Source organism: Vibrio sp. 03_296 (assembly GCF_002265885.1).
In genome coordinates, this window is record NZ_NPKW01000155.1 from 26,064 (window position 1) to 46,183 (window position 20,120).

Genomic DNA, 20,120 nt, shown 5'->3' on the forward strand with positions numbered 1-20,120 from the left:
CATCTAAAAAAATAATCACAGATGGCACAAAGGGGAATCACAGTGAACAAAACTCAACTAGTAGAATCAATCGCTGCAAACGCAGATATCTCTAAAGCGTCAGCAGGTCGTGCTCTAGATGCATTCATTGAAGCAGTAAGCGGTACTCTTCAGTCTGGTGATCAAGTAGCTCTAGTTGGTTTCGGTACTTTCAGCGTGCGTACTCGCGCAGCTCGTACAGGCCGTAACCCTAAGACTGGTGAAGAGATCCAAATCGCAGAAGCGAAAGTACCATCTTTCAAAGCAGGTAAAGCTCTTAAAGACGCTTGTAACTAATCGCGTTAGTGTGAATTTTGTTCAATCAAACCCGTTTGAACATGATTTTGCGATGTTAAAGCCGAACTTTTTTAAATTATGCGCATCCTACTGATGCGCATTTCTTTTTTCTGGTATTATCGCGTGATTACATTTCAAGAGAAGCGTTGGCTTCGTGAGTGGAGAGCAGTTTAGTTATGATGGATCGATTGCGCGAAGGCGTGAATAGCATCGCGGTTAAAATTATCCTAGGATTGATCATCCTATCGTTTGTCTTTGCAGGTGTCGGTAGCTACCTTGTGAGTGGTAGTAGTAACTCTGCAGCAAAAGTTGGCAATGTCGAAATCGGTCGTGGTGAGTTTGAAATGGCTTACCAAAATGAGCGTAATCGTATGCAGTCGCAACTAGGAGATTACTTTTCTCAACTCCTTGCTGACCCTGCTTACGTAGAGTCTTTCCGTAAATCGGTATTAGACCGCATGATTAACGACGTTTTGCTTGATCAGCATGCAGAATCATTAGGTTTACGCATCAGTGATGCTCAAGTAAGAAGCATGATTCTAGCAATGCCAGAATTCCAGCAAGACGGTAAGTTCAACCAAGACGTCTACCAAGCGACTCTGCGTCGCGCGGGCTATTCAGCAGATTCTTTTGCAGAGTACATGCGTCGTGAGTTGATTCGTTCTCAATTGCTTGATGCACTACAAACCAGTGAATTTACCCTACCAGGTGAAGTGGATGCAGAAGGTAAATTGTTTACTCAAACACGTGATGTTCGCACGGTGACGCTAAATATTCGCGACTTTGCGGATAAAGTGACGCTGACAGAAGAAGACATCCAAAAGTACTACGATGAAAACAAATCACGCTTTACTCGCCCTGAGCAGGTGAAGGTGTCTTACGTCGAGTTAGCGGCGGATTCACTCAAGCAGCAAATCACCATTTCTGATGACGAAGTGAAACAGTACTATCAAGAGCACCTTGATAAGTATTCCTCTGAGGAGCAGCGTCGAGTGGCTCATATCCTCATTGAGGGTGATGACCAAGCTAAAGCACAAGCAATTTTAGACGAATTGAACGCTGGCGCGGATTTTGCGGCACTAGCTCAAGAGAAATCAGACGATTTTGGCAGTGCTGATAATGGCGGTGAACTGGGTTGGATTGAACGTGATGTGATGGATCCAGCGTTTGAAGAAGCGGCGTTTGCGCTAAAAAATGTGGGTGATGTCACTGGCTTGGTGAAGTCTGACTTCGGCTACCACATCATCAAACTCGAAGAGCTAAAAGAACCTGTTGTGAAGCCATTTAGCGATGTTGCTGCGCAAATCAAACAAGAAATGATCGACCAGAAAGCCGTCGACCAATTCTACGAGTTGCAAAGTGAGCTAGAGAAAGTGGCATTCGAATACCCAGATTCTTTAGAAGAAGCATCAAAAGCGGTGGGTCAAGAAGTGAAACACACTGACTTTATCTCTCAAGTTGATGCACCTGAAATTCTTCGCACACCTGCGGTGACTCAAGCGATTACCAGCCCAGAAGTTAAGCTGGATGGTTTGAACTCAGAAGCGATTGAAATTGCCCCTGAACACATCATCGTTGTTCGTGTTGATGATGCTCGCGATGAGACGGTACTACCTTTGACTGAGGTGCAAGACCAAGTAGCAGCGGAGCTTTCTCAAGTGAAAGGTGAGCAACAAGCACTTGAGCTAGGAAGCGAAGTCGTGACAGCACTGAAAGCAGGCAATACCGCTATTTTGCAAGAGAAAGACTTATCATTTGGTGAGTTAGAGAAGATTGATCGTCGTTCTCCTTTAGCACAGACCGTGTTTGCTATGGCAAAACCAGCAGCAGGTAATGCGGTATACGGCCAAAGTAAAGATATGGAAGGCAATGTTGTCATCGTGGCGCTTGAAAAAGTAGAAGAGAGCTTAGAGCCTGTACTAGCACAGCAAATTTCAGTGCAACTACAACGCGTCTCTGCACAGCGTGACTTGAGCTCTATCGTCGCGATTCTTCGTGCGAACACTGATATTGAATACTTTGTTGTGAGCAACTAATCGTTCGGTGTGCAACTGATATGTAACTAAAAACAGGTCGCTTTCGCGGCCTGTTTTATTTTTGTCTCTTGTCTGTTTTTTGCTCTCGCTGGGTTAGGTATAACACCTTTCACCCAATATGAGGACACGACAATGAAACAGGTAATTACCCTTTTAGCCATGCTAATGGCATTCTCTTTTCCTTCCGTTTCTTTTGCGGACTCTGCAATGAAAGCAGCCGAGAAATATGAAGGCATTGAGATTTCCGTCAACATCAACACGGCAACAGCAGAAGAAATTGCCATGATGTTAAAAGGCGTTGGTATTAAAAAAGCTCAGCAAATTGTTGACTTTAGAGAAGCTCATGGACCGTTTAAAACGGTTGATGAGTTAGTTCAAGTGAAAGGTATCGGTAAGTCAACGATTGAGAAAAATCAGTCACGGATTAAGTTGTAATTGGATGACAAAGCAAGTTGACATTCTATCAGCTTGCTTTGTCTCTTTATTGCGCTTTGGCGTTAAGGTAACGCTGGTAAAAGAGTTGTAGCGAGGCTAAGAGGAAACCGCTGCTCATACCAGCAAGGTGCGCCTCAATGGCGACCCTAGCACCAATGAGCTCGCTTGTGCTTGCAGATGCGCCCATCCAATGCTCCCAAGCGACTTTCACCACGACACCAAGCACCAGAAGCCAACTGCTTTTTCTTCCCTCCAAGCTTTCTCTTAGCGCAAAATAGGCAAACAGGCCGTGCAACGTTCCAGAAAGACCAACGTATATTTGCATTGAGGTTAAGAGGTTAGCGAGTCCGACCATGACGCTGATCATCACCAGCAGCAAAGCCAACATTTTCCAATTGGGTTTGAAAAGGTGAGCAATTACCCAAAGTCCAGCCAGATTCATCACAAGGTGAGGGTAGTTGGTGTGAGTGAAATTTCCTGATAGGATTCGCCACCATTCACCATGATTTATCGCTTGGCGATGCCACTCCGTCCAATCAGACAAGAGTGGCTGCTGCAGCAATAGACAAAGTACGCTGGTTATCGTCAGAAAAATAGTAAGGTTCACAGTATGTCTCGGTATTGTTCTCAATGTGGTAAAGCGAAAAAAGCGTGTATTTGCCAGTGGATAGAATCTCTTGCCTCAGATGTGGAACTTATCATTCTACAGCATCCGAGTGAAGAGCATCGCCCACTTGGCACGGCTCGAATTCTCGATTTGTCTTTGGCTAGCTGTCGTTTGTTCATTGGAGAAGACTTTTCACAACACGCTGAACTTAATCAGTTGCTAGGCGATGAATCCTATCTCCATTGGGTGTTGTTTCCGAATGAACAAGCCGTCACGGTGGAACAAGTCAGTCAATCTGATGGCGGTAAAATGCGTCGTCTGCGCTTTATTCTGCTCGATGGTACGTGGAAGAAAGCGTTTAAAATCTGGCAGCTTTCAAGCAACTTGCAAGCGCTGCCGTGTGTACAATTACCCGACAATCTCACTGGAAACTACCGTATCCGAAAATCACCTAGTGACAATGCGCTTTCCACTGTCGAGGCCGGTTTTCACATTCTTAGTTATTTTCAGCCTGAAAACGATTTTACACCCTTAATAACGGCATTTGACAAAATGATTGAGTTTCAAATTGCGCAAATGCCGCCGGGTGTGTTTGAACGAAACTATCGTTAGCGACAGCCAGATAGAGCGTTGTTAATGATGTGATGAAAACAACTGCTGGTGCAGTCGCCGCGCATGGCCATCGGTCATCGAAGAAATGTAGTCCGCTATCACTCGCATTTTGCTGGTGTCTGTTTCTGCCAGCTCCCAACGATGTCGAGTGGGCAAAGGCAGCAAGCGTTGAGGATCGGCACTAAGTGCTTCAAATAAATCCATGATGATCTGTTGTCCTTTATACTCGACAATTTGAACCTGAGGAATTTGAATTACATACTGGCTGACAAAGTGCTTCAAAATCGACAGTGCTTTCTCCATGCCGATATCGAGATAGGCATTAAAGGCCAACAGTGGACTTTCAAATTCACCGTCGACGGGCTTCACCTCGATGCTGGTGAGCAGTGCGTTAACCATGCCGCCAATGGCATCTTTGCGTTGATGATGCTGGCCACTAAATAACATCTCGCCAATGGAACTAATGTGTTTTTCAAACCATGGGTCACCACAATCTGCCAACTGACTCGCCGCACCTTCTTGCCATTGGCTACGTGTGACGAGTCCAAGCACGATGGCATCTTCAAGGTCATGCACGCCATAAGCAATATCATCGGCCAGCTCCATAATCGAACAATCGATCGATTTATAACGCGTTTTCCGATGAGATAAGGCGTCGTGGGGGCAATCCCGCATTGCATTCAGCTGTTGTTTATCGGTTTCACTTAATGGAGCGAGTACCCAGTCAAACAGGGGTTTATCGCAATCGTAAATGCCTTTTGCTGGACTCCACTGCTTGGCTTTGATTTGACGTTGGTGGCTCACAGGTGCAGGCTGTGAAGCCGCGCGAGTCTGGCTGATAAAAGCTGGGTATTTAATTAACCCGAGCAGTGTGCGCCGAGACAAATTCATGCCGAAGTGTTCGGTGTAGGGCTCGAGTTGGGTGACGATACGGAAAGTTTGCGCGTTACCTTCAAAGCCGCCATGATCTCGCATCATATAGTTCAGAGCCACCTCACCGCCGTGTCCATACGGTGGGTGTCCGATGTCGTGTGCTAAGCACAAGGCATCAATTAAGCTGTCTGTGGGCAGCAGATCTCGATACTCAGGTTGTTTCTTCTTAATTTGTGCGACAATTCCGGTACCCAATTGCGCCGCTTCGAGCGAATGAGTTAATCGGGTGCGATGAAAATCTTCGAGGCTGTTGCCATGCACTTGGGTTTTGGCCTGCAGGCGACGAAAAGCGGCCGAATGAAGAATTCGTGCTCGATCGCGTTGAAAAGGGCTGCGATGATCATCACGACGAATTTTATGTTCATCATCATGGCGTTCCAGCCATTGTGAGCGAATAGTCAATGACAAAGTGGACTCCATATTTGTTAACTGATTTCGTCTAGGGATAGTTCAAAGCTTGGCGCAAACGTATTGAGGAAATAATCCATTTCAGGTGTTTTTCTTTCCGCTAACGTGATGTCTAAGCGCTTTTTCGCCAAAGCAAACTCGTGATTACCTGCACTGAGTTCTTCTAGACATTTGAGATAGGCACAAATGGAATCAGCCTGTTTGACGATTTGAGCTTCTTCTTCTGAAGTTTGTTGTGAGATGACAAATGGACGAAAGTCTTCCTGAAATTCTTCTGGCAGCATGGAGAGCAGTTTTTGCTCTGCAGCCGCTTCGATTTTCTTATACTCCTTCGCGATGTCAGGATTGTAGTATTTTACGGGTGTGGGCAAATCCCCGGTCAAAACCTCACTACTATCGTGATACATGGCTAGCACGGCCACCCGCTCTGCATTGATGTGACCACCAAACTTTTTGTTTTTGATCAGCGCTAAAGCATGGGCAACAAAGGCGACCTGCAAACTGTGCTCAGAGACATTCTCACTGGAGACAGAGCGCATTAATGGCCAGCGTTGAATTAGCTTCATACGAGCCAAATGAGCGAAAAAATGGCTTTCTTGCACGATAGTTACCTCAAAACGCAGTTAGAAAAAAGGTGTTCCTATGGAACACCTTTAAGCATATGAAAGTTTAGCAATAAATACTACTGGCTATAGCCATGTAAGAAACGTTCAAAGCGGCCAATGGCGGTTTCGAGATCTTCGATGTGCGGTAGAGTGACGATGCGGAAGTGGTCTGGTTTTGGCCAGTTGAAACCAGAACCCTGCACTAACAGCACTTTTTCTTGAACGAGAAAATCAAAAACCATCTTTTGGTCATCTTTGATGCTGTATTTTTTCGTATCAATCTTGGGGAATAGATACATTGCGCCTTTCGGTTTCACACATGAAACACCAGGGATTTGGTTGATTAACTCCCATGCGCGATCACGCTGCTCCAATAAACGACCGCCAGGTAAGATCAATTCATTGATGCTCTGATAGCCCCCCAACGCAGTTTGAATAGCGTGTTGCATTGGCACGTTGGCGCACAGGCGCATCGAGGCTAGCATGTCCAAACCGTTCACATAGCCTTGGGCTAAATGCTTTGGTCCGGTCATAAACATCCAACCACCACGGAAACCACATACACGATAGGCTTTTGATAGGCCGTTAAACGTCATCACCAGCACATCGTCAGTTAAGGTCGCGACTGAGGTGTGCACCGCGCCGTCGTACAACACTTTGTCGTAGATTTCATCGGCGAAAATCATCAGCTTGTGTTGACGTGCGATTTCGATCACTTCCAGTAGAAAATCGCGACTGTAGACGGCACCCGTCGGGTTATTGGGGTTGATGAGTACAATACCACGAGTCTTAGGCGTGATTTTTTTGCGCATATCATCCAGATCAGGGTACCAGTCTGCTTGCTCATCACAGAGGTAATGCACCGCTTTACCGCCCGAAAGTGCCACGGCTGCGGTCCATAATGGGTAGTCAGGTGCAGGCACCAGCATTTCGTCCCCATTATTGAGTAGCGCTTGCATGGCCATTACGATCAGTTCGGAAACGCCGTTACCAATGTAAACATCTTCCACATCGAGAGAGCGAATGCCTTTGCGTTGATAATGCTGAACAACGGCCTTACGCGCTGAGTAAATGCCTTTTGAATCACAGTAACCTTGCGACGTAGGCAAGTTACGAATCACATCGACCAGAATTTCATCAGGGGCGTCAAAGCCAAATGGGGCGGGGTTTCCAATATTTAGCTTAAGGATTTTATGCCCTTCTTCTTCCATGCGCTTAGCATGTTTGAGTACAGGACCCCTGATGTCATAGCAGACATTGTCGAGTTTTGACGACATCCCGATATTTTGCATTGTGTAATTCCTGAAAATTCGTAAAATTCTTTATTAAAGGATACTAAACTGACATTTTTTAGAATAAAAATCTATAGAAAAGTCGAAATTTGATCAGTGTCGCTATCTCGATGAAGGACTCCTCTTCGTTTGGAGGCGTCAGTTATCACAGGATTCTGCAAAAGATCGCACACAACCTTGATTTGATCAGGGTCTATCAATAGAGTAGCGACAGTAATTCTTTATCCTCTAATGTACGAGGTTGTTTTGTCACATTTTCATCAAGCCATTACTAATCTCATTGAACGTGTCAAAAATGCCAAGGATGACGAGACTCGTCTGGTCGAGCTTTTAATAACAAAACCTACATTAACGTTCATTGACTGGCTTGAAGCCCAGCCGGTTTTTCCGAAATTTTATTGGCAGTCACGAGATACTCGTGAAGAGGTGGTTGCGTTAGGACAATTGCACACCTTTGTCGATCCAGGCCCGGCCTATACCATACTGTCTCCCGGACAACGTGTTTGGGGAGGACGATCATTCGATGGCAGCAGCGAGAAAAATCGCCGTTGTATGCCTTCTTTTTTCTTTCTACCTCAGATTGAACTGATCCGTTTGGACGACAAGTGGTCGTTGGCGGTCAATCTAAATGGTGATAAGAGCCGAATTCTGCACACGTTGAGCAAACTCACGACTGAGGCGAAACCGTTAGCACCTCTCACTGCGCACATCCAGAGCGTGGAACACTTACCTGAGCGCGAGGGGTGGTGTGACTTGGTGAGTAAAGTACTGAAAGGCATACAAGCTAAGGCGTTTAAGAAGGTAGTTCTGGCACGCAAAACCACGGTGCACTTAGATTCCGCATTGTGCGCTGCGCAGTTGCTTAAAGCGAGTTACCTGCAGAATCACCACAGTTTTCACTTTATGCTGAGTCTCGACAGTAAACACAGTTTCATCGGTTCAACACCAGAGAGACTTTACTTGCGCCAAGGGCAAGAGCTGTATACCGAAGCATTGGCGGGCACTATTGGTCGTGGCCACAACGCCACGCAAGATATGGAACTGGCCAGTTGGCTTTCTCAGGATGTCAAAAATCTGAATGAAAACCAGTATGTGGTTGACGATATCGTTGATCGCCTTACACCTCATGCTGAGAGTGTAGAGGTCGAGTCGGAAGCGCGTTTAGTGCGCCTGCGTAAAGTTCAGCATCTGAAGCGCAATATCCATGTGCAATTGAAGGCGGGAGTCAATGGAGTACAATTGCTCTCGGCTTTACAGCCAACTGCGGCGGTTGCAGGGTTGCCTCGTCAAGAGTCGATGCAGTTTATTGTTGAAAATGAACCTTTCGCCCGTGGCTGGTATGCGGGCTCTGTCGGTTACATTAGTCATGAACAAGCGGAGTTTTGTGTTGCAATACGCAGCGCGTTGATTGTGGATGATTCACTGCATTTGTTCGCAGGAGCCGGCATTGTTCCTGGCTCAATCGCAGAGCATGAATGGAGTGAACTGGATAAAAAAATGTCGACCTTATTGTCACTGATCTCTGAGCATCCACCGCTTGGAGTGGCATCATGAACCACGATCAAGCCGTATTGAATCGGATTTGGTGTGAAACGCTGTTTGAAGAATTGTACCGCTTTGGGGTTCGAGATGTTTGTGTTGCACCTGGCTCACGTTCAACCCCGCTCGCCCTCGAAGCGAATGCCCATACCCGTTTGAAGTTGCATACACACTTTGATGAGCGTGGGTTGGGTTTTCTCGCCCTTGGTTTAGCCAAAGCCAGCCAACGCCCGGTGGCGGTGGTGGTGACATCGGGCACTGCGGTGGCCAATCTTTTGCCTGCAGTGGCAGAGGCAGGCTTGACCGGAGAGAAACTGGTACTACTCACGGCAGATCGACCGATTGAGCTGGTGGGGTGCGGGGCCAATCAAGCGATCGCACAGCAAGGCATCTTCTCAAATCATGTTTGTGCTTCATTAAATTTGCCCAGTCCAAACACACAGACATCATTAAACTGGTTACTGACATCTGTGGATCAAGTGCTTCATCAACAGGCAGTCATTGGCCATGCGGTGCACATCAACTGTCCCTTTCCTGAACCGCTGTATTCCAATACACCAAAGTCAATTTACCAGAGTTATTTAGACACGGTGGCTGTTTGGCGAGCAGAGGGTGGCATCTACAGTAACAAACAAATACCGCTCTCCATGCCGCCTTCTATTGCAGAGATTGAACAACGTAAAGGGGTGGTGGTGATCGGCAGTGTAACGCTGCAAGAAGCCAAACAGGCCCATCAATTTGCGGCGCAGATAGGATGGCCAGTGCTGTGTGACCCACAATCCGGAACCACTTCTGATTGGAGTGGCTATGATATCTGGTTGCAAAATCCCTCAGCTCGCGCGCAGTTGTCTCAATGTGATTTGATCATCCAGTTTGGTCGTCGTTTGGTCTCGAAGCGTTTACAACAATGGTTAGAGCAGCAAGTGCAAGTTGGTTGCGATTATTGGTACGTTTCACCGGATTTTGAGCGAGATAACCAAAGCCACCTGCCTCAACATCATTTTGTCTGCTCAATCGCAGCGTGGTTGAACGTGGTGACCAGCCGCGAAGTGCAGCCCGTCGCGTGGGCGAATGAACTGCCGCGTTATAGTGCGGAGGTGAACAAGCAAGCCAGAGCAATCGCCCAAAGCAGCCTGTGTGAAATGATGATTGCTCTGCAATTATCCTCGCTCGTGGGCAGTGCCGATCTGTTTTTGGGCAATAGCTTGTTTGTGCGCATGGTCGATATGGTTGGTCAATTGCATGGTGTCGAAACATTTACCAATCGTGGCGCATCGGGGATTGATGGCCTCTTTGCCACGGCAAGTGGCGTGCAAAGAGCAAGAGCCAACCCAATGTTATTGATGATTGGTGACACGTCCGCGTTGTATGACTTGAATTCGCTGGCGCTGTATAGCCATCAAGAAACTCCGGTGGTGATCGTGGTGACCAACAACGACGGCGGCGCGATTTTTGATTTATTACCGGTACCACCGCAGCAAAAACAAGCGTTATACCAAATGCCTCATGGCTACCGTTTCGAATTTGCCGCCAAACAATTTGGCCTCGATTACGTGTGTCCAACATCATTTGCGGAACTAACAGAACGAATTGTTGACCATTTGGCACACGGGTGTGGCGCCTTGTTGGTGGAAGTCAACACGCCGCCAAACCAAGCGTCACAGCACATTAAGCAATTGGCTGATCATGTCCGGGCTCTCGTTTAATTATCAGCAAGGCAATGGTGATGGCCGTTCGCCCGTGTTGGTGTTTCTGCACGGTTTATTGGGTAGTGCAGAAGATTGGCGTGCCACGCAATGTTCACTCAAAGAATATCCAACTCTAACGATTGACCTTGCAGGGCACGGCCAAAGTGTTGGCATTGCCACAAGTAGTGCTGCGGAGAGTGCACAGCAAGTGGCGACGGTGACCGAGCAGCAATTGGCCCAACGCCCATGTATTCTGATTGGTTATTCAATGGGAGGCCGAATTGCCATGCAGGGGCTTGTTGAGCACGCCTTTGCCGCAATGAATCTGCGTGGAGCTTTGATTGAAGGCGGCAATTTTGGTTTAGTCAGCGAGCAAGAAAAGCAGCAACGCTGGATCAGTGATAGCCATTGGGCGAAGCGATTTCGTGAAGAACCCATTGAACAGGTATTAGCCGATTGGTATCAGCAAGGGGTATTTTCTTCACTAAACCATGCGCAAAAACAAACCTTGATAGCAAAACGAAGTGCTAATCTTGGTGCGTCAGTCGCGGAGATGTTATTAGCAACCTCTTTGGCGAAGCAACCGAATCTATTGCCTCAGTTGCAACGCTCTAGCGTACCTTTGCACTATGTATGCGGCGAAAAAGACACAAAATTTCAAGAACTAGCGAGACAGAGTGGCTTGTCCTGCTCGATAGTTGACAATGCGGGCCACAATGTTCATCAAGAGCAACCTAGCGCTTTTGCTGACATCGTCCGTGCTTTTATTCATTCCGTTTATCAACGATAAACACATTAGAACAATGGGAATCACCATGGCTAAAACAGTAGGCATCACTGAAGCAGAACTTTACGCACCAGTTAATTGGAATGACTGTAGTGCGCCCTATGAAGATATTCAGTACCACAAGTCGGAAGACGGCATTGCAAAAATCACCATTGCACGCCCTCAAGTGCGTAATGCATTTCGCCCGCAAACCGTCAAAGAAATGATCCAAGCTCTGGCGGATGCTCGCTATGACTCTAACGTTGGCGTGATCATTTTGACCGGTCTCGGTGAAGATGCTTTCTGCTCTGGTGGTGACCAAAAGATCCGCGGCGATTACGGCGGTTATAAAGATGATTCTGGTGTTCACCATCTGAATGTTCTTGATTTCCAACGTGATATTCGTACCTGTCCAAAACCGATCATCGCTTCTGTAGCAGGCTGGGCGGTTGGTGGTGGTCACGTTTTACACATGATGTGTGATTTGACCATCGCGGCCGAAAATGCGCAATTTGGCCAAACTGGACCAAAAGTGGGCTCGTTTGATGGTGGCTGGGGTGCTTCTTACATGGCACGCATCGTAGGCCAAAAGAAAGCGCGCGAGATCTGGTTCCTCTGCCGTTTCTATAATGCACAAGAAGCGTTGGATATGGGGCTAGTGAACACGGTCGTCCCTGTAGAAGAATTAGAGAAAGAAACCGTACGTTGGTGCCGTGAAGTACTTCAGCACAGCCCGATGGCACTGCGTTGCCTTAAAGCAGCATTAAACGCCGATTGCGATGGTCAAGCGGGTCTTCAAGAGTTGGCGGGCAACGCCACAATGATGTTCTATATGACCGATGAAGGACAAGAAGGGCGCAATGCGTTCAACGAGAAACGTCGTCCAGATTTCAATAAGTTTCCACGTAACCCTTAATTTTCTTCCCAATGTGAGAGCGATGCAGAGGCACAGAATCTGCATCGTTTAGGGACTTTTCTTTGCGATTGACGGTCTCATTCATAAAGAGCCTGACTTTCAGTAAAGCAATTTGTCGATGAAGTATTAAGGGACAGCTATGAAATCAGCCAAACTGTACCGCTACACCTTGCCAATGGACAGCGGTGTTGTGCTAAGAGAAGAGAAACTGACGGAGCGTGTTGGCTATATTATTGAGCTGAACGTGAACGGTCAAAAAGGGTATGGCGAAGTTGCACCATTACCAGGATTTAGCTTAGAGACCATAGAAGAAGCGGGTATTGAAGCGCAAGCACAGCTTGAGTTGTGGATGAACACCGATCATCCCATCGATTACGACGCCTTACTGCCTTCCGTTGCATTTGGTCTTTCCACCGCGATGTATGAGTTGGAAGGGAAGTTACCTCGCGACGGGAACTATTTGCCCGCACCACTTTGTACCGGCGATCCCGATGAACTCATTCCGGTATTGAATGCGATGCAAGGTGAGAAAGTCGCCAAAGTCAAAGTAGGTTTGTACGAACCCATTCGCGATGGCATGTTGGTCAACTTATTCTTGGAAAGCATTCCAGATCTCACACTGCGATTAGATGCCAATCGTGCTTGGACGCCAGAAAAGGCGCAGCAATTTGCCAAGTACATCAGTCCATCTTTGCGCCAGCGGATCGTGTTTATCGAAGAACCTTGTCAAAAGCCCGGAGACAGCCTCTCTTTTGCTATCAACACTGGGATTGCGATTGCATGGGATGAAACCTTACAGCATGCTCTGCACCAACCAGACTTTGCGCTTGACGATCTCACGGGCGTGAAAGCGATCGTCATCAAACCAACGCTGATCGGTTCATTGCCTCGATGTATTGCGCTGATCAAAAAAGCGCATTCTTTGGGCATCAAAGCGGTCATCAGTTCGAGCATTGAATCAAGTTTGGGGCTTACCCAGCTAGCGCGTTTTGCCAAATGGCAATTGCCTGATGTGACGCCGGGCTTGGACACCATAAGTTTGTTCCAATCTCAGTTAATGGTGGGATGGCCGAAATGCGCACTGCCGATCGCTTCGTTAGAAGAACAGCAATTGGTGTGGCATTCATAATGGGTGAAACGGCATTCGTCAGTGAACAGCCATTGTGGAAATATTGGGCTCAGCAGAGCCCACTTTCTATGGCGCTGACCTCATCACGTTATCAATTCAATTGGCAACAATTGAACGACGAGATTGAACGTTTAGCGGCGGTTCTTGGTGCGCAAGGGGTGGCTCGTGGAGATGTCATCACTCTGCTGGGTAAAAACCATGTTGATATGGTGCTTATCTTGCTGGCTGCGCATCAACTGGGCGCTGTGGTGGCCATCACCATGCCACAATCGGTCCCGATGTTCTCAGCAAAGCTTGAGACGCTTTACCGTGAGCAGCAAACGCGTTTTATTTGGCTTGATCCTAATGTTGATGGGCAGACCCGCTCGGCTTGCTCTCACGATCATCGTAATGTGCTGCTAGAAATCTCACTCGCCTCGAATCATCTCAACTCGCTGCCTGACAAGCACGTTTGCGATTATCGCGCCGATCAACTTGCTACGATTATTTTTACCTCTGGTTCCACGGGCAATCCCAAAGCCGTGGCCCATACCCATCGGCAGCATTTCGCGTCAGCACAAGGATTGTTGGAAGAATTCTTTTTTACTCAGCAGGATACATGGTTGCTCTCCCTACCGCTGTATCATGTTTCTGGCATGGCTATTGTTTATCGCTGGTTGGTCGCTGGCGCATGTTTGAAAGTGGGGCATAGCGCTCTGGCTGAAGAGATTCAAGGAGTGACACACGTGTCTCTCGTTGCGACTCAATTGAAGCGCCTACTTGATGACAATACGCCTTTGCAACTGAGCCATGTTTTGCTGGGAGGGAGCCATGTGGAGCATACCTTGGCTCAAGCGGCGCAGCGTAAAGGGATAGAGACCTGGCTAGGCTACGGCATGACAGAAGCCGCTTCAACGGTGACCGCCAAGCAGATCGACAGTGTGAGCAACGCAGGGCATCTATTAAAACATCGGGCACTGCAACTGATTGGTCAGCGCATCTATATTGGTGGTGAAACCTTGGCAGAAGGCTATTTCTTTCAGGGAAACCTAACGACGCTGGTGGATGAACAGGGGTGGTTTGACAGTAAAGATTTAGGCATGTGGCAAGGTGAGGAGCTTAAGATCATCGGCCGTGCGGACAATCAGTTTATCTCTGGCGGGGAAAACATCCATTGTGAAGAGATTGAAGCGGTGCTAAACGAGATTGACGGCGTGGAACAGAGTATCGTGGTTCCCATGCCCGATGCGGAATTTGGCTATCGACCCGTTGCTGTCATCCAATCGCCTTCGCTAGCAAACAGAGCGGATTATGAGCAACACTTAAAAGAAAGACTGCAAAAGTTTAAGTGGCCAGTCGCCTATTACTTAATGCCTGAGGCGTTACTGAAGGAAGGGATTAAAGTCTCGCGGCAAGCCGTTAAAGTGTGGCTGGGAAATCAACTTAGTTGATTTCGGCATGATTTAGTCAAAAAGGGAATTTCTCAACCTTATAACCCTCAATCATAATTGCGCATCATATGACAAAGAAAAGGCATAAGGTTGAAGATGGTAAGAGGGATCTTAATAGCAACGGCAGTTTTGCAGCTCGGCATTGCTTTGCTGAGTGATGGCCTCTATCGCTCTTTGGCGGAATTGACGGCCTTTTTGATTGTTGTCGCCATCGTTTTTGACTATCGACGTCAATCAACCACCACCTTGCCTCATTCCCATCACTCAGCTTAATTGAGTAAGTTTAACATGTGAGCAACAACCAACTGAGCGAAGTGGTTGAGATAACCACCCATAGGCTCAAACCAAAGATCAGAGGTTTTGCACCCGCACTTTTCAGCTTCTCAACAGAAATGCTGCAACCAATCAAAAATAAAGACACCACTAGTGCCTGCTTTGCGACCGAGAAAATGCCCTGATAGGCGGTCTCAAATTGAGGGAAGAGATCGCTAAAGGCGATGGCACCGCAATACCAAAAAATGAAGTATGGAAGCACTAACTTGCGCTTACCTTCCGCGCCATTTCCGCGAGCAAAGAGCATTGCACTGAGCAGAGCAACGGGAATAATCCATAATGCTCGGGCGAGTTTTAATGTCGTCGCGGTGGTAAGTGCTTGCTCACCGTACGCGGATGCAGCTCCAACGACAGAGGAGGTGTCGTGAATGGCGATTGCTGCCCATGTCCCAAAAGTTTGTTGATCCAATGCTAATGCATGTCCAATCACCGGAAAAATAAACAATGCAAGGGAGTTAAGGACGAAGACGGTCGCCAGTGCCAGGGCAATCTGCTGATCTTTGGCTTTGATCGCTGGCGCAACTGCCGCAATCGCACTCCCCCCACAAATCGCAGTGCCTGCTGAAATAAGGTAGGCGGTCGTGGTTTCGAGCTTAATCGCTTTAGCGACTAAATAACCGAGCAGCAGGGTACCGACAATGGTGACCACAATTAGGCCGATACCATCAGAGGTTACGGCAATGGCTTGCTGAAATTGGATACCAAACCCCAAGCCAATAATGGAGTAAGACAAAAGCTTTTTGGTGTAAGTCGAAATGGGCAGTTGGGATGGAACCAAACCCGTGCTTGCGAGCAGAAAACCCAGCACCAATGCTGTAGGCGAAGAGACCCAAGGACTCAAGCAGAGTAGCAACGCGAAAATAAAAGGAAGATGCTTACGATTCAAAGTGATTGCGTTTTATTAAGTGAAAGCGCGAGTATAGCTGAGTCGATGAGATCAGAAAGTCTTAATGATTTGAACAAGCGTTTAGATAAACTGAACGCTTAGCGCCAATCGCCTCGTAACTCTGCCACTTTTTGCTGCATAACTTCCGCAGAGGCGGCTTTAGGCTCAATAGGCAACCCTGCTTCAATTTCTAGTCGAGACCAGAAACGGCTAGGGAGCCCTTTACAGGCTCGGCCCTTGTGGCGGCTGAAATAGCTTCCCCACAAGCCTTTTAACGCCATTGGGATAACGGGCACAGGGCTGCGACGAAGGATGATGTCAATACCACGCATAAATGGATTCATGTCGCCATTTTCCGTTAATCTGCCCTCTGGGAAAATACAGACAATATGCCCTTCACTCAAAGCTTGTTCGACATCGTTAAATGCACGTCGAATAGAGGTTCTGTTGCTGGCGGAGATAGGAATTACCCCAGCAGTGCGTAAGAAGCGACGCAAAATCGGCAGCCTTGCGTATTCTTCTTCCATGACAAAACGAATCAATCGAGGGCAGACGGCACTCAGCAGCAAAGCGTCCATGTAACTCACGTGATTGCAAACAATAAGCGCGCCACCTTCTTTCGGTAAGTGGTGTAGATTCTTATGTGTCACACGATAGAGTGTGTGAGTAAGTACCCACACGAGGAAACGCACCACAAACATTGGTGCTTGCAAAAAGAGATACGCAGCCACTAAAAAGTTGAGCATCGAAAGTAGCAAAAAAAATTGTGGAATCGATATGCCGATCGCGGCAAGACACACGATGCCCAATACTGCACTGGCCACCATAAACAGTGAGTTGTAAATATTGAGGCCCGCAATGACCTGCGCACGTTCACTTTCCTTGGCACGATGTTGCATCAGGGCATAGAATGGGACGATGAACAATCCACCTGAAACGCCGATCATGAGCAAGTAGCTAAACAGTGACCAAAATGGCTGATACTGCACAAACTGTGCGAAGGTATGAAATCGAGGTAGCTCGCCGGGTATCGATATGGCCATCAAGTAGCCAAATACCGTAATACCCAAAGCACCAATCGGGACGATGCCGACATCAATGCGGCCTTTAGACAGTTTGTTGCACGCGAGTGAACCTAGCGCGATGCCCACAGAAAAGAGCGCCAACAAGAAAGAGACCGCACTTTCTGTGCCATTGAGATAAATCTTGGTGAAGTTAGGAAACTGAGTGAGGTACGCGGCACCAAGGAACCAAAACCAACTGATCGCCATAATACATTGATATACAACACGATCCGATTTCGCGATGGCAATTGTGTGTCTCGTTTGACGATAAGGCTGCCAGCGAAATTTCAACTCTGGCGCGCAGGCGTGCGCGACGGGAATTGCTCTGCTGGCGAGATAGCCGAATACAGCAAAGATAACGACACAAAAAGCGGCAACGTATTTTGCTTGCTCGTGTGAGGCAATAATACCCGCGCCTAATGTACCGACGAGAATAGCAATAAAAGTACCCGCTTCAACCAAAGCGTTGCCGGGGACGAGCTCTTCTTGTTTCAGTTGCTGTGGCAGTAGCGCATATTTGACCGGGCCAAAAAATGCCGACTGTGTGCCCATCAAAAACAACAGCAGCAATAAGATGGTGTAGCTCTCGGTAATAAAACCGATAGCGCCGAGCAACATAATGGCGATTTCAAACAGTTTGACCTTGCGAATAAACCAAGACTTTTCGTATTTGTCTGCCAGCACACCTGCTGACGCTGAAAAAAGGAAGAACGGCAGAATGAATAAGCCAGCGGCAAGGTTGATGAAAAGATCACTGGAGATGGACAGTGCGCCAGTGCCTGCAAACGCGACAAGCAACAACAACACATTTTTGAATATGTTGTCGTTAAAGGCACCGAAAAATTGAGTAATGAAGTACGGCAGAAACTTACGCTGTGTTAACAGCGAGCTTTGGCTATTCGCGGCCATGAAAGTTCCTTGTATTACCAGTTGGTTAGATAGTTGGTCAAAAGACTGTCTATCAACTCTTTACCATCAATTGGCTCACTGGAGAAAAATTTGTCATCCACACTCAGTAGCGTAATACCATGAACGCCAGACCACAACACGCGGCTCGCTTGCAACACTTCGGTTGGTGTGCGAGATGGGGCAAGTTGTTGCAATAGCGCCTCTAGCATACCGGTCATATTATCAATGCGCTTAGCTTGCCACTCAGGCAATTCAGCGCCATTCATGTTGTGCTCAAAAATCAAGCGCCAACGATGAGGGTGTTGCAAGGCAAAGTCATGGTAGCAATAGGCAAGCTCGGCAAGAGCCTGTTTTTTGTCATTGGAGTCTTGAACGACTTTCATCGCTTCCAGTGATAGCTCATCTAGAGTTTGCGCTACAGCATGCAGCAGCAGCAAATTGTAGCTACCAAACACATTGACCAAGGTGCTAGGAACGTAGCCGATCATATTGGCCAACTTTCGCAAACTCAGTTCATGATACGAGTGTTCAGCAAGAAACTCTTTCACTGTTTCAAGCGTTAATGCGATAAGTTCTTCTCTGGTGTGATCGTTTCTACGGGCCATTTCTATATACTACAAATTGAACAACGTTCGATATTCTAAATTTGTCGGATATATCCGTCAACTAAACATCCTAAAATAGAATAGAACAGCGGCAATATTCTGATACATGTCTAACTATTGTTTCCGTTTCAATGCTCAGCGGATACTTGTATGATTCATGTTAGCTGGTTTTCTTCAAAGCGGTTTGTATCAAGAAGGGGACTAGTGCGTAAAGTTTCAATCAGACTACAAAAGGATAAAGATGAAACGTTTATTATCGATTGTTGCCCTGCTGATGGTTTCTGTGATTGCAACGCCAATTGCTGAAGCGAAAAAAATGGGTGGCGGTAAGTCGTTTGGCAAAAGCTATAAAACGGCTCCAGCTCCTAAACAACAGCAGCAAAATACGAACAATATTGGTAAAGAGCAGACGGCAAAACAGAGCTCTAAGAAAGGCCTGATGGGCGGTATTCTTGGTGGCTTGTTGGCGGGCGGTTTGCTTGCTGCGTTCTTTGGGGGCGCGTTTGAAGGTATTCAGTTTATGGATATCCTCATCATCGGCTTAATTGCTTTCGTGATCTTTAAATTAATGCGTGGTCTACTGGCTTCTAAGCAAGGCAGTATGAATCAGCATCGCCAGCAGCCAGCATTTGGCGGTCAAGCACCTAAGTTTGAACAATCAAATGTTCATAACTTCGAGCAGTCACCGAACACTCCAACAGGTGGTTTTGGTTTTGGCGCGCAATCTGATGTACCACACAACTATCCTCCAGGTTTCGACCAAGTTGCATTTGTCAATGGCGCACGTGAACACTACCGTATCCTGCAAGGCGCTTGGAACCATAATCAACTGGAAACGATTGAAGAGTATGTGTCTCCAAGCTTGTATGATGACCTAAAAGCGGAGCGAGCGAAACTCGATGGTGAGCAGCATACGGATGTCATGTATGTGGATGCACAAATCGTTCGTGCTGATTACGATGCGTCAACTGCGCACTTGAGCTTACAGTTCAGTGGTCGTTACCGTGATGCGGTGGAAGGCATTGAAGAAGATATCACAGATATCTGGCACCTTGAGCGAGATCTGACTGCGCCAAATGCGCCGTGGATGATCGTGGGTATCCAAGGCTAGGCCTAACCTCGTTCAACTTAGTCATCACAAGTCCCGTTCATTTCGATGAGCGGGATTTTTTTATCTCTTGGACTGGCAGAGTCATTGGATATTGCTGCTGTTCTATAGGTCAAGTCATTACTGATGGTTTGGAATGTTTTTTCATTGGAGCCAGTCCGTAAGAGGGATGCCTTTCGAGTCGCCATTGTCACGATGATCGGAGTGAAAAGCGTTATTTGCGCCATCATTATTCATACGCTGGGAGAGGCGAATCGATGAGCTAAATTCAATACGAAAAAAGCCAGCTCATTGAGCTGGCTTTCGATTCTTACGAAGAAAATGGTGGAGGGGGACGGATTCGAACCATCGAAGGCGGAGCCGGCAGATTTACAGTCTGCTCCCTTTGGCCACTCGGGAACCCCTCCAGGGTGTTTTTATACTTAGAACGTGTTTTCCCAACACACTATCCAAGTCTTTCTCACAATCAATCCAAAGGATAATCACAAGAACAAATATGGTGGA

General features: G+C 47.3%; 19 protein-coding genes and 1 tRNA gene. 12 read left to right on the forward strand and 8 right to left on the reverse strand.

Going from position 1 to position 20,120, the window contains the following annotated elements; all coding sequences use genetic code 11:
- The first annotated feature begins 42 nt into the window (after positions 1-42).
- From CIK04_RS21370 to CIK04_RS21380, 3 genes are all read left to right on the forward strand, one after another.
- Complete coding sequence (locus CIK04_RS21370) at positions 43-315, forward strand: HU family DNA-binding protein (protein ID WP_013572181.1); 273 nt, start codon at positions 43-45, stop codon at positions 313-315.
- Positions 316-491: 176 nt separating this feature from the next.
- Positions 492-2,351, forward strand: a complete 1,860-nt coding sequence (gene ppiD / locus CIK04_RS21375; RefSeq protein ID WP_097352833.1) for a peptidylprolyl isomerase — start codon at positions 492-494, stop codon at positions 2,349-2,351.
- Positions 2,352-2,483: 132 nt separating this feature from the next.
- On the forward strand, positions 2,484-2,786 hold the full coding sequence (locus tag CIK04_RS21380; RefSeq protein ID WP_045608499.1) for a helix-hairpin-helix domain-containing protein: 303 nt from the start codon (positions 2,484-2,486) through the stop codon (positions 2,784-2,786).
- Between the two features lie 46 nt (positions 2,787-2,832).
- Here the strand turns inward: CIK04_RS21380 and rrtA are convergent, their stop codons facing one another.
- Complete coding sequence (gene rrtA, locus CIK04_RS21385) at positions 2,833-3,393, reverse strand: rhombosortase (RefSeq protein ID WP_225469581.1); 561 nt, start codon at positions 3,391-3,393, stop codon at positions 2,833-2,835.
- 3 nt (positions 3,394-3,396) lie between these two features.
- Between rrtA and CIK04_RS21390 the strand changes: the two genes are divergently transcribed.
- Entirely contained in the window at positions 3,397-4,005 is a 609-nt protein-coding gene (locus CIK04_RS21390) for a tRNA-uridine aminocarboxypropyltransferase (RefSeq protein WP_045629179.1), read from the forward strand.
- A 21-nt stretch (positions 4,006-4,026) separates the two neighbouring features.
- Here the strand turns inward: CIK04_RS21390 and CIK04_RS21395 are convergent, their stop codons facing one another.
- The 3 genes from CIK04_RS21395 to CIK04_RS21405 all read right to left on the reverse strand — a co-directional run bounded on the left by CIK04_RS21395 (position 4,027) and on the right by CIK04_RS21405 (position 7,243).
- Positions 4,027-5,358, reverse strand: coding sequence for an anti-phage deoxyguanosine triphosphatase (locus CIK04_RS21395; RefSeq protein ID WP_039541485.1), 1,332 nt, complete (start codon positions 5,356-5,358; stop codon positions 4,027-4,029).
- Positions 5,359-5,363: 5 nt separating this feature from the next.
- A complete protein-coding gene (yfbR, locus tag CIK04_RS21400) occupies positions 5,364-5,948 on the reverse strand; it encodes a 5'-deoxynucleotidase (protein WP_017420943.1) in 585 nt (194 codons plus the stop codon).
- 80 nt (positions 5,949-6,028) lie between these two features.
- Complete coding sequence (locus tag CIK04_RS21405; protein WP_017420942.1) at positions 6,029-7,243, reverse strand: pyridoxal phosphate-dependent aminotransferase; 1,215 nt, start codon at positions 7,241-7,243, stop codon at positions 6,029-6,031.
- A 231-nt stretch (positions 7,244-7,474) separates the two neighbouring features.
- On the opposite strand from CIK04_RS21405, the gene CIK04_RS21410 reads away from it, so the two are divergent.
- The 7 genes from CIK04_RS21410 (at position 7,475) to CIK04_RS21440 (ending at position 14,984) form a co-directional block, all read left to right on the forward strand.
- On the forward strand, positions 7,475-8,797 hold the full coding sequence (locus CIK04_RS21410) for an isochorismate synthase MenF (protein ID WP_045594556.1): 1,323 nt from the start codon (positions 7,475-7,477) through the stop codon (positions 8,795-8,797).
- Positions 8,794-10,488: a 2-succinyl-5-enolpyruvyl-6-hydroxy-3-cyclohexene-1-carboxylic-acid synthase gene (gene menD, locus CIK04_RS21415; protein ID WP_097352835.1), complete on the forward strand. Its 1,695-nt coding sequence runs from the start codon at positions 8,794-8,796 to the stop codon at positions 10,486-10,488. Before CIK04_RS21410 ends, menD begins: the two co-directional genes overlap by 4 nt.
- Complete coding sequence (gene menH, locus CIK04_RS21420) at positions 10,469-11,260, forward strand: 2-succinyl-6-hydroxy-2,4-cyclohexadiene-1-carboxylate synthase (RefSeq protein WP_097352836.1); 792 nt, start codon at positions 10,469-10,471, stop codon at positions 11,258-11,260. Before menD ends, menH begins: the two co-directional genes overlap by 20 nt.
- 25 nt (positions 11,261-11,285) lie before the next feature.
- On the forward strand, positions 11,286-12,152 hold the full coding sequence (menB, locus tag CIK04_RS21425) for a 1,4-dihydroxy-2-naphthoyl-CoA synthase (RefSeq protein WP_097352837.1): 867 nt from the start codon (positions 11,286-11,288) through the stop codon (positions 12,150-12,152).
- Between the two features lie 139 nt (positions 12,153-12,291).
- Positions 12,292-13,281, forward strand: a complete 990-nt coding sequence (gene menC, locus CIK04_RS21430) for an o-succinylbenzoate synthase (protein WP_039541473.1) — start codon at positions 12,292-12,294, stop codon at positions 13,279-13,281.
- Entirely contained in the window at positions 13,281-14,711 is a 1,431-nt protein-coding gene (gene menE / locus CIK04_RS21435) for an o-succinylbenzoate--CoA ligase (RefSeq protein ID WP_176463396.1), read from the forward strand. Before menC ends, menE begins: the two co-directional genes overlap by 1 nt.
- 90 nt (positions 14,712-14,801) lie before the next feature.
- Positions 14,802-14,984 carry a hypothetical protein gene (locus CIK04_RS21440; RefSeq protein ID WP_128824646.1) on the forward strand — a complete coding sequence of 61 codons (183 nt, stop codon included), beginning with the start codon at positions 14,802-14,804 and terminating at the stop codon, positions 14,982-14,984.
- Positions 14,985-14,994: 10 nt separating this feature from the next.
- Here the strand turns inward: CIK04_RS21440 and CIK04_RS21445 are convergent, their stop codons facing one another.
- The 3 genes from CIK04_RS21445 to CIK04_RS21455 form a co-directional block, all read right to left on the reverse strand.
- On the reverse strand, positions 14,995-15,930 hold the full coding sequence (locus tag CIK04_RS21445) for a YeiH family protein (protein ID WP_097352839.1): 936 nt from the start codon (positions 15,928-15,930) through the stop codon (positions 14,995-14,997).
- 98 nt (positions 15,931-16,028) lie between these two features.
- On the reverse strand, positions 16,029-17,903 hold the full coding sequence (locus tag CIK04_RS21450; RefSeq protein WP_097352840.1) for an MFS transporter: 1,875 nt from the start codon (positions 17,901-17,903) through the stop codon (positions 16,029-16,031).
- 14 nt (positions 17,904-17,917) lie between these two features.
- Entirely contained in the window at positions 17,918-18,508 is a 591-nt protein-coding gene (locus CIK04_RS21455; RefSeq protein WP_038939468.1) for a TetR/AcrR family transcriptional regulator, read from the reverse strand.
- 241 nt (positions 18,509-18,749) lie between these two features.
- On the opposite strand from CIK04_RS21455, the gene CIK04_RS21460 reads away from it, so the two are divergent.
- Entirely contained in the window at positions 18,750-19,619 is an 870-nt protein-coding gene (locus CIK04_RS21460; protein WP_097352841.1) for a Tim44 domain-containing protein, read from the forward strand.
- Positions 19,620-19,938: 319 nt separating this feature from the next.
- Here the strand turns inward: CIK04_RS21460 and CIK04_RS21470 are convergent.
- Positions 19,939-20,023 (reverse strand) — tRNA-Tyr (locus tag CIK04_RS21470).
- Positions 20,024-20,120: the final 97 nt, after the last annotated feature.

Excerpts from the sequence above, each read along its gene's own strand:
- CIK04_RS21455 (WP_038939468.1), bottom strand. The coding sequence starts at position 18,508 with ATGGCCCGTAGAAACGATCACACCAGAGAAGAACTTATCGCATTAACG.
- CIK04_RS21395 (WP_039541485.1), bottom strand. The coding sequence starts at position 5,358 with ATGGAGTCCACTTTGTCATTGACTATTCGCTCACAATGGCTGGAACGC.
- menH (WP_097352836.1), top strand. The coding sequence starts at position 10,469 with ATGTCCGGGCTCTCGTTTAATTATCAGCAAGGCAATGGTGATGGCCGT.
- menB (WP_097352837.1), top strand. The coding sequence starts at position 11,286 with ATGGCTAAAACAGTAGGCATCACTGAAGCAGAACTTTACGCACCAGTT.
- CIK04_RS21405 (WP_017420942.1), bottom strand. The coding sequence starts at position 7,243 with ATGCAAAATATCGGGATGTCGTCAAAACTCGACAATGTCTGCTATGAC.
- CIK04_RS21390 (WP_045629179.1), top strand. The coding sequence starts at position 3,397 with ATGTCTCGGTATTGTTCTCAATGTGGTAAAGCGAAAAAAGCGTGTATT.
- CIK04_RS21450 (WP_097352840.1), bottom strand. The coding sequence starts at position 17,903 with ATGGCCGCGAATAGCCAAAGCTCGCTGTTAACACAGCGTAAGTTTCTG.
- ppiD (WP_097352833.1), top strand. The coding sequence starts at position 492 with ATGATGGATCGATTGCGCGAAGGCGTGAATAGCATCGCGGTTAAAATT.
- CIK04_RS21380 (WP_045608499.1), top strand. The coding sequence starts at position 2,484 with ATGAAACAGGTAATTACCCTTTTAGCCATGCTAATGGCATTCTCTTTT.
- menE (WP_176463396.1), top strand. The coding sequence starts at position 13,281 with ATGGGTGAAACGGCATTCGTCAGTGAACAGCCATTGTGGAAATATTGG.
- menC (WP_039541473.1), top strand. The coding sequence starts at position 12,292 with ATGAAATCAGCCAAACTGTACCGCTACACCTTGCCAATGGACAGCGGT.
- CIK04_RS21410 (WP_045594556.1), top strand. The coding sequence starts at position 7,475 with ATGTACGAGGTTGTTTTGTCACATTTTCATCAAGCCATTACTAATCTC.
- CIK04_RS21460 (WP_097352841.1), top strand. The coding sequence starts at position 18,750 with ATGAAACGTTTATTATCGATTGTTGCCCTGCTGATGGTTTCTGTGATT.
- menD (WP_097352835.1), top strand. The coding sequence starts at position 8,794 with ATGAACCACGATCAAGCCGTATTGAATCGGATTTGGTGTGAAACGCTG.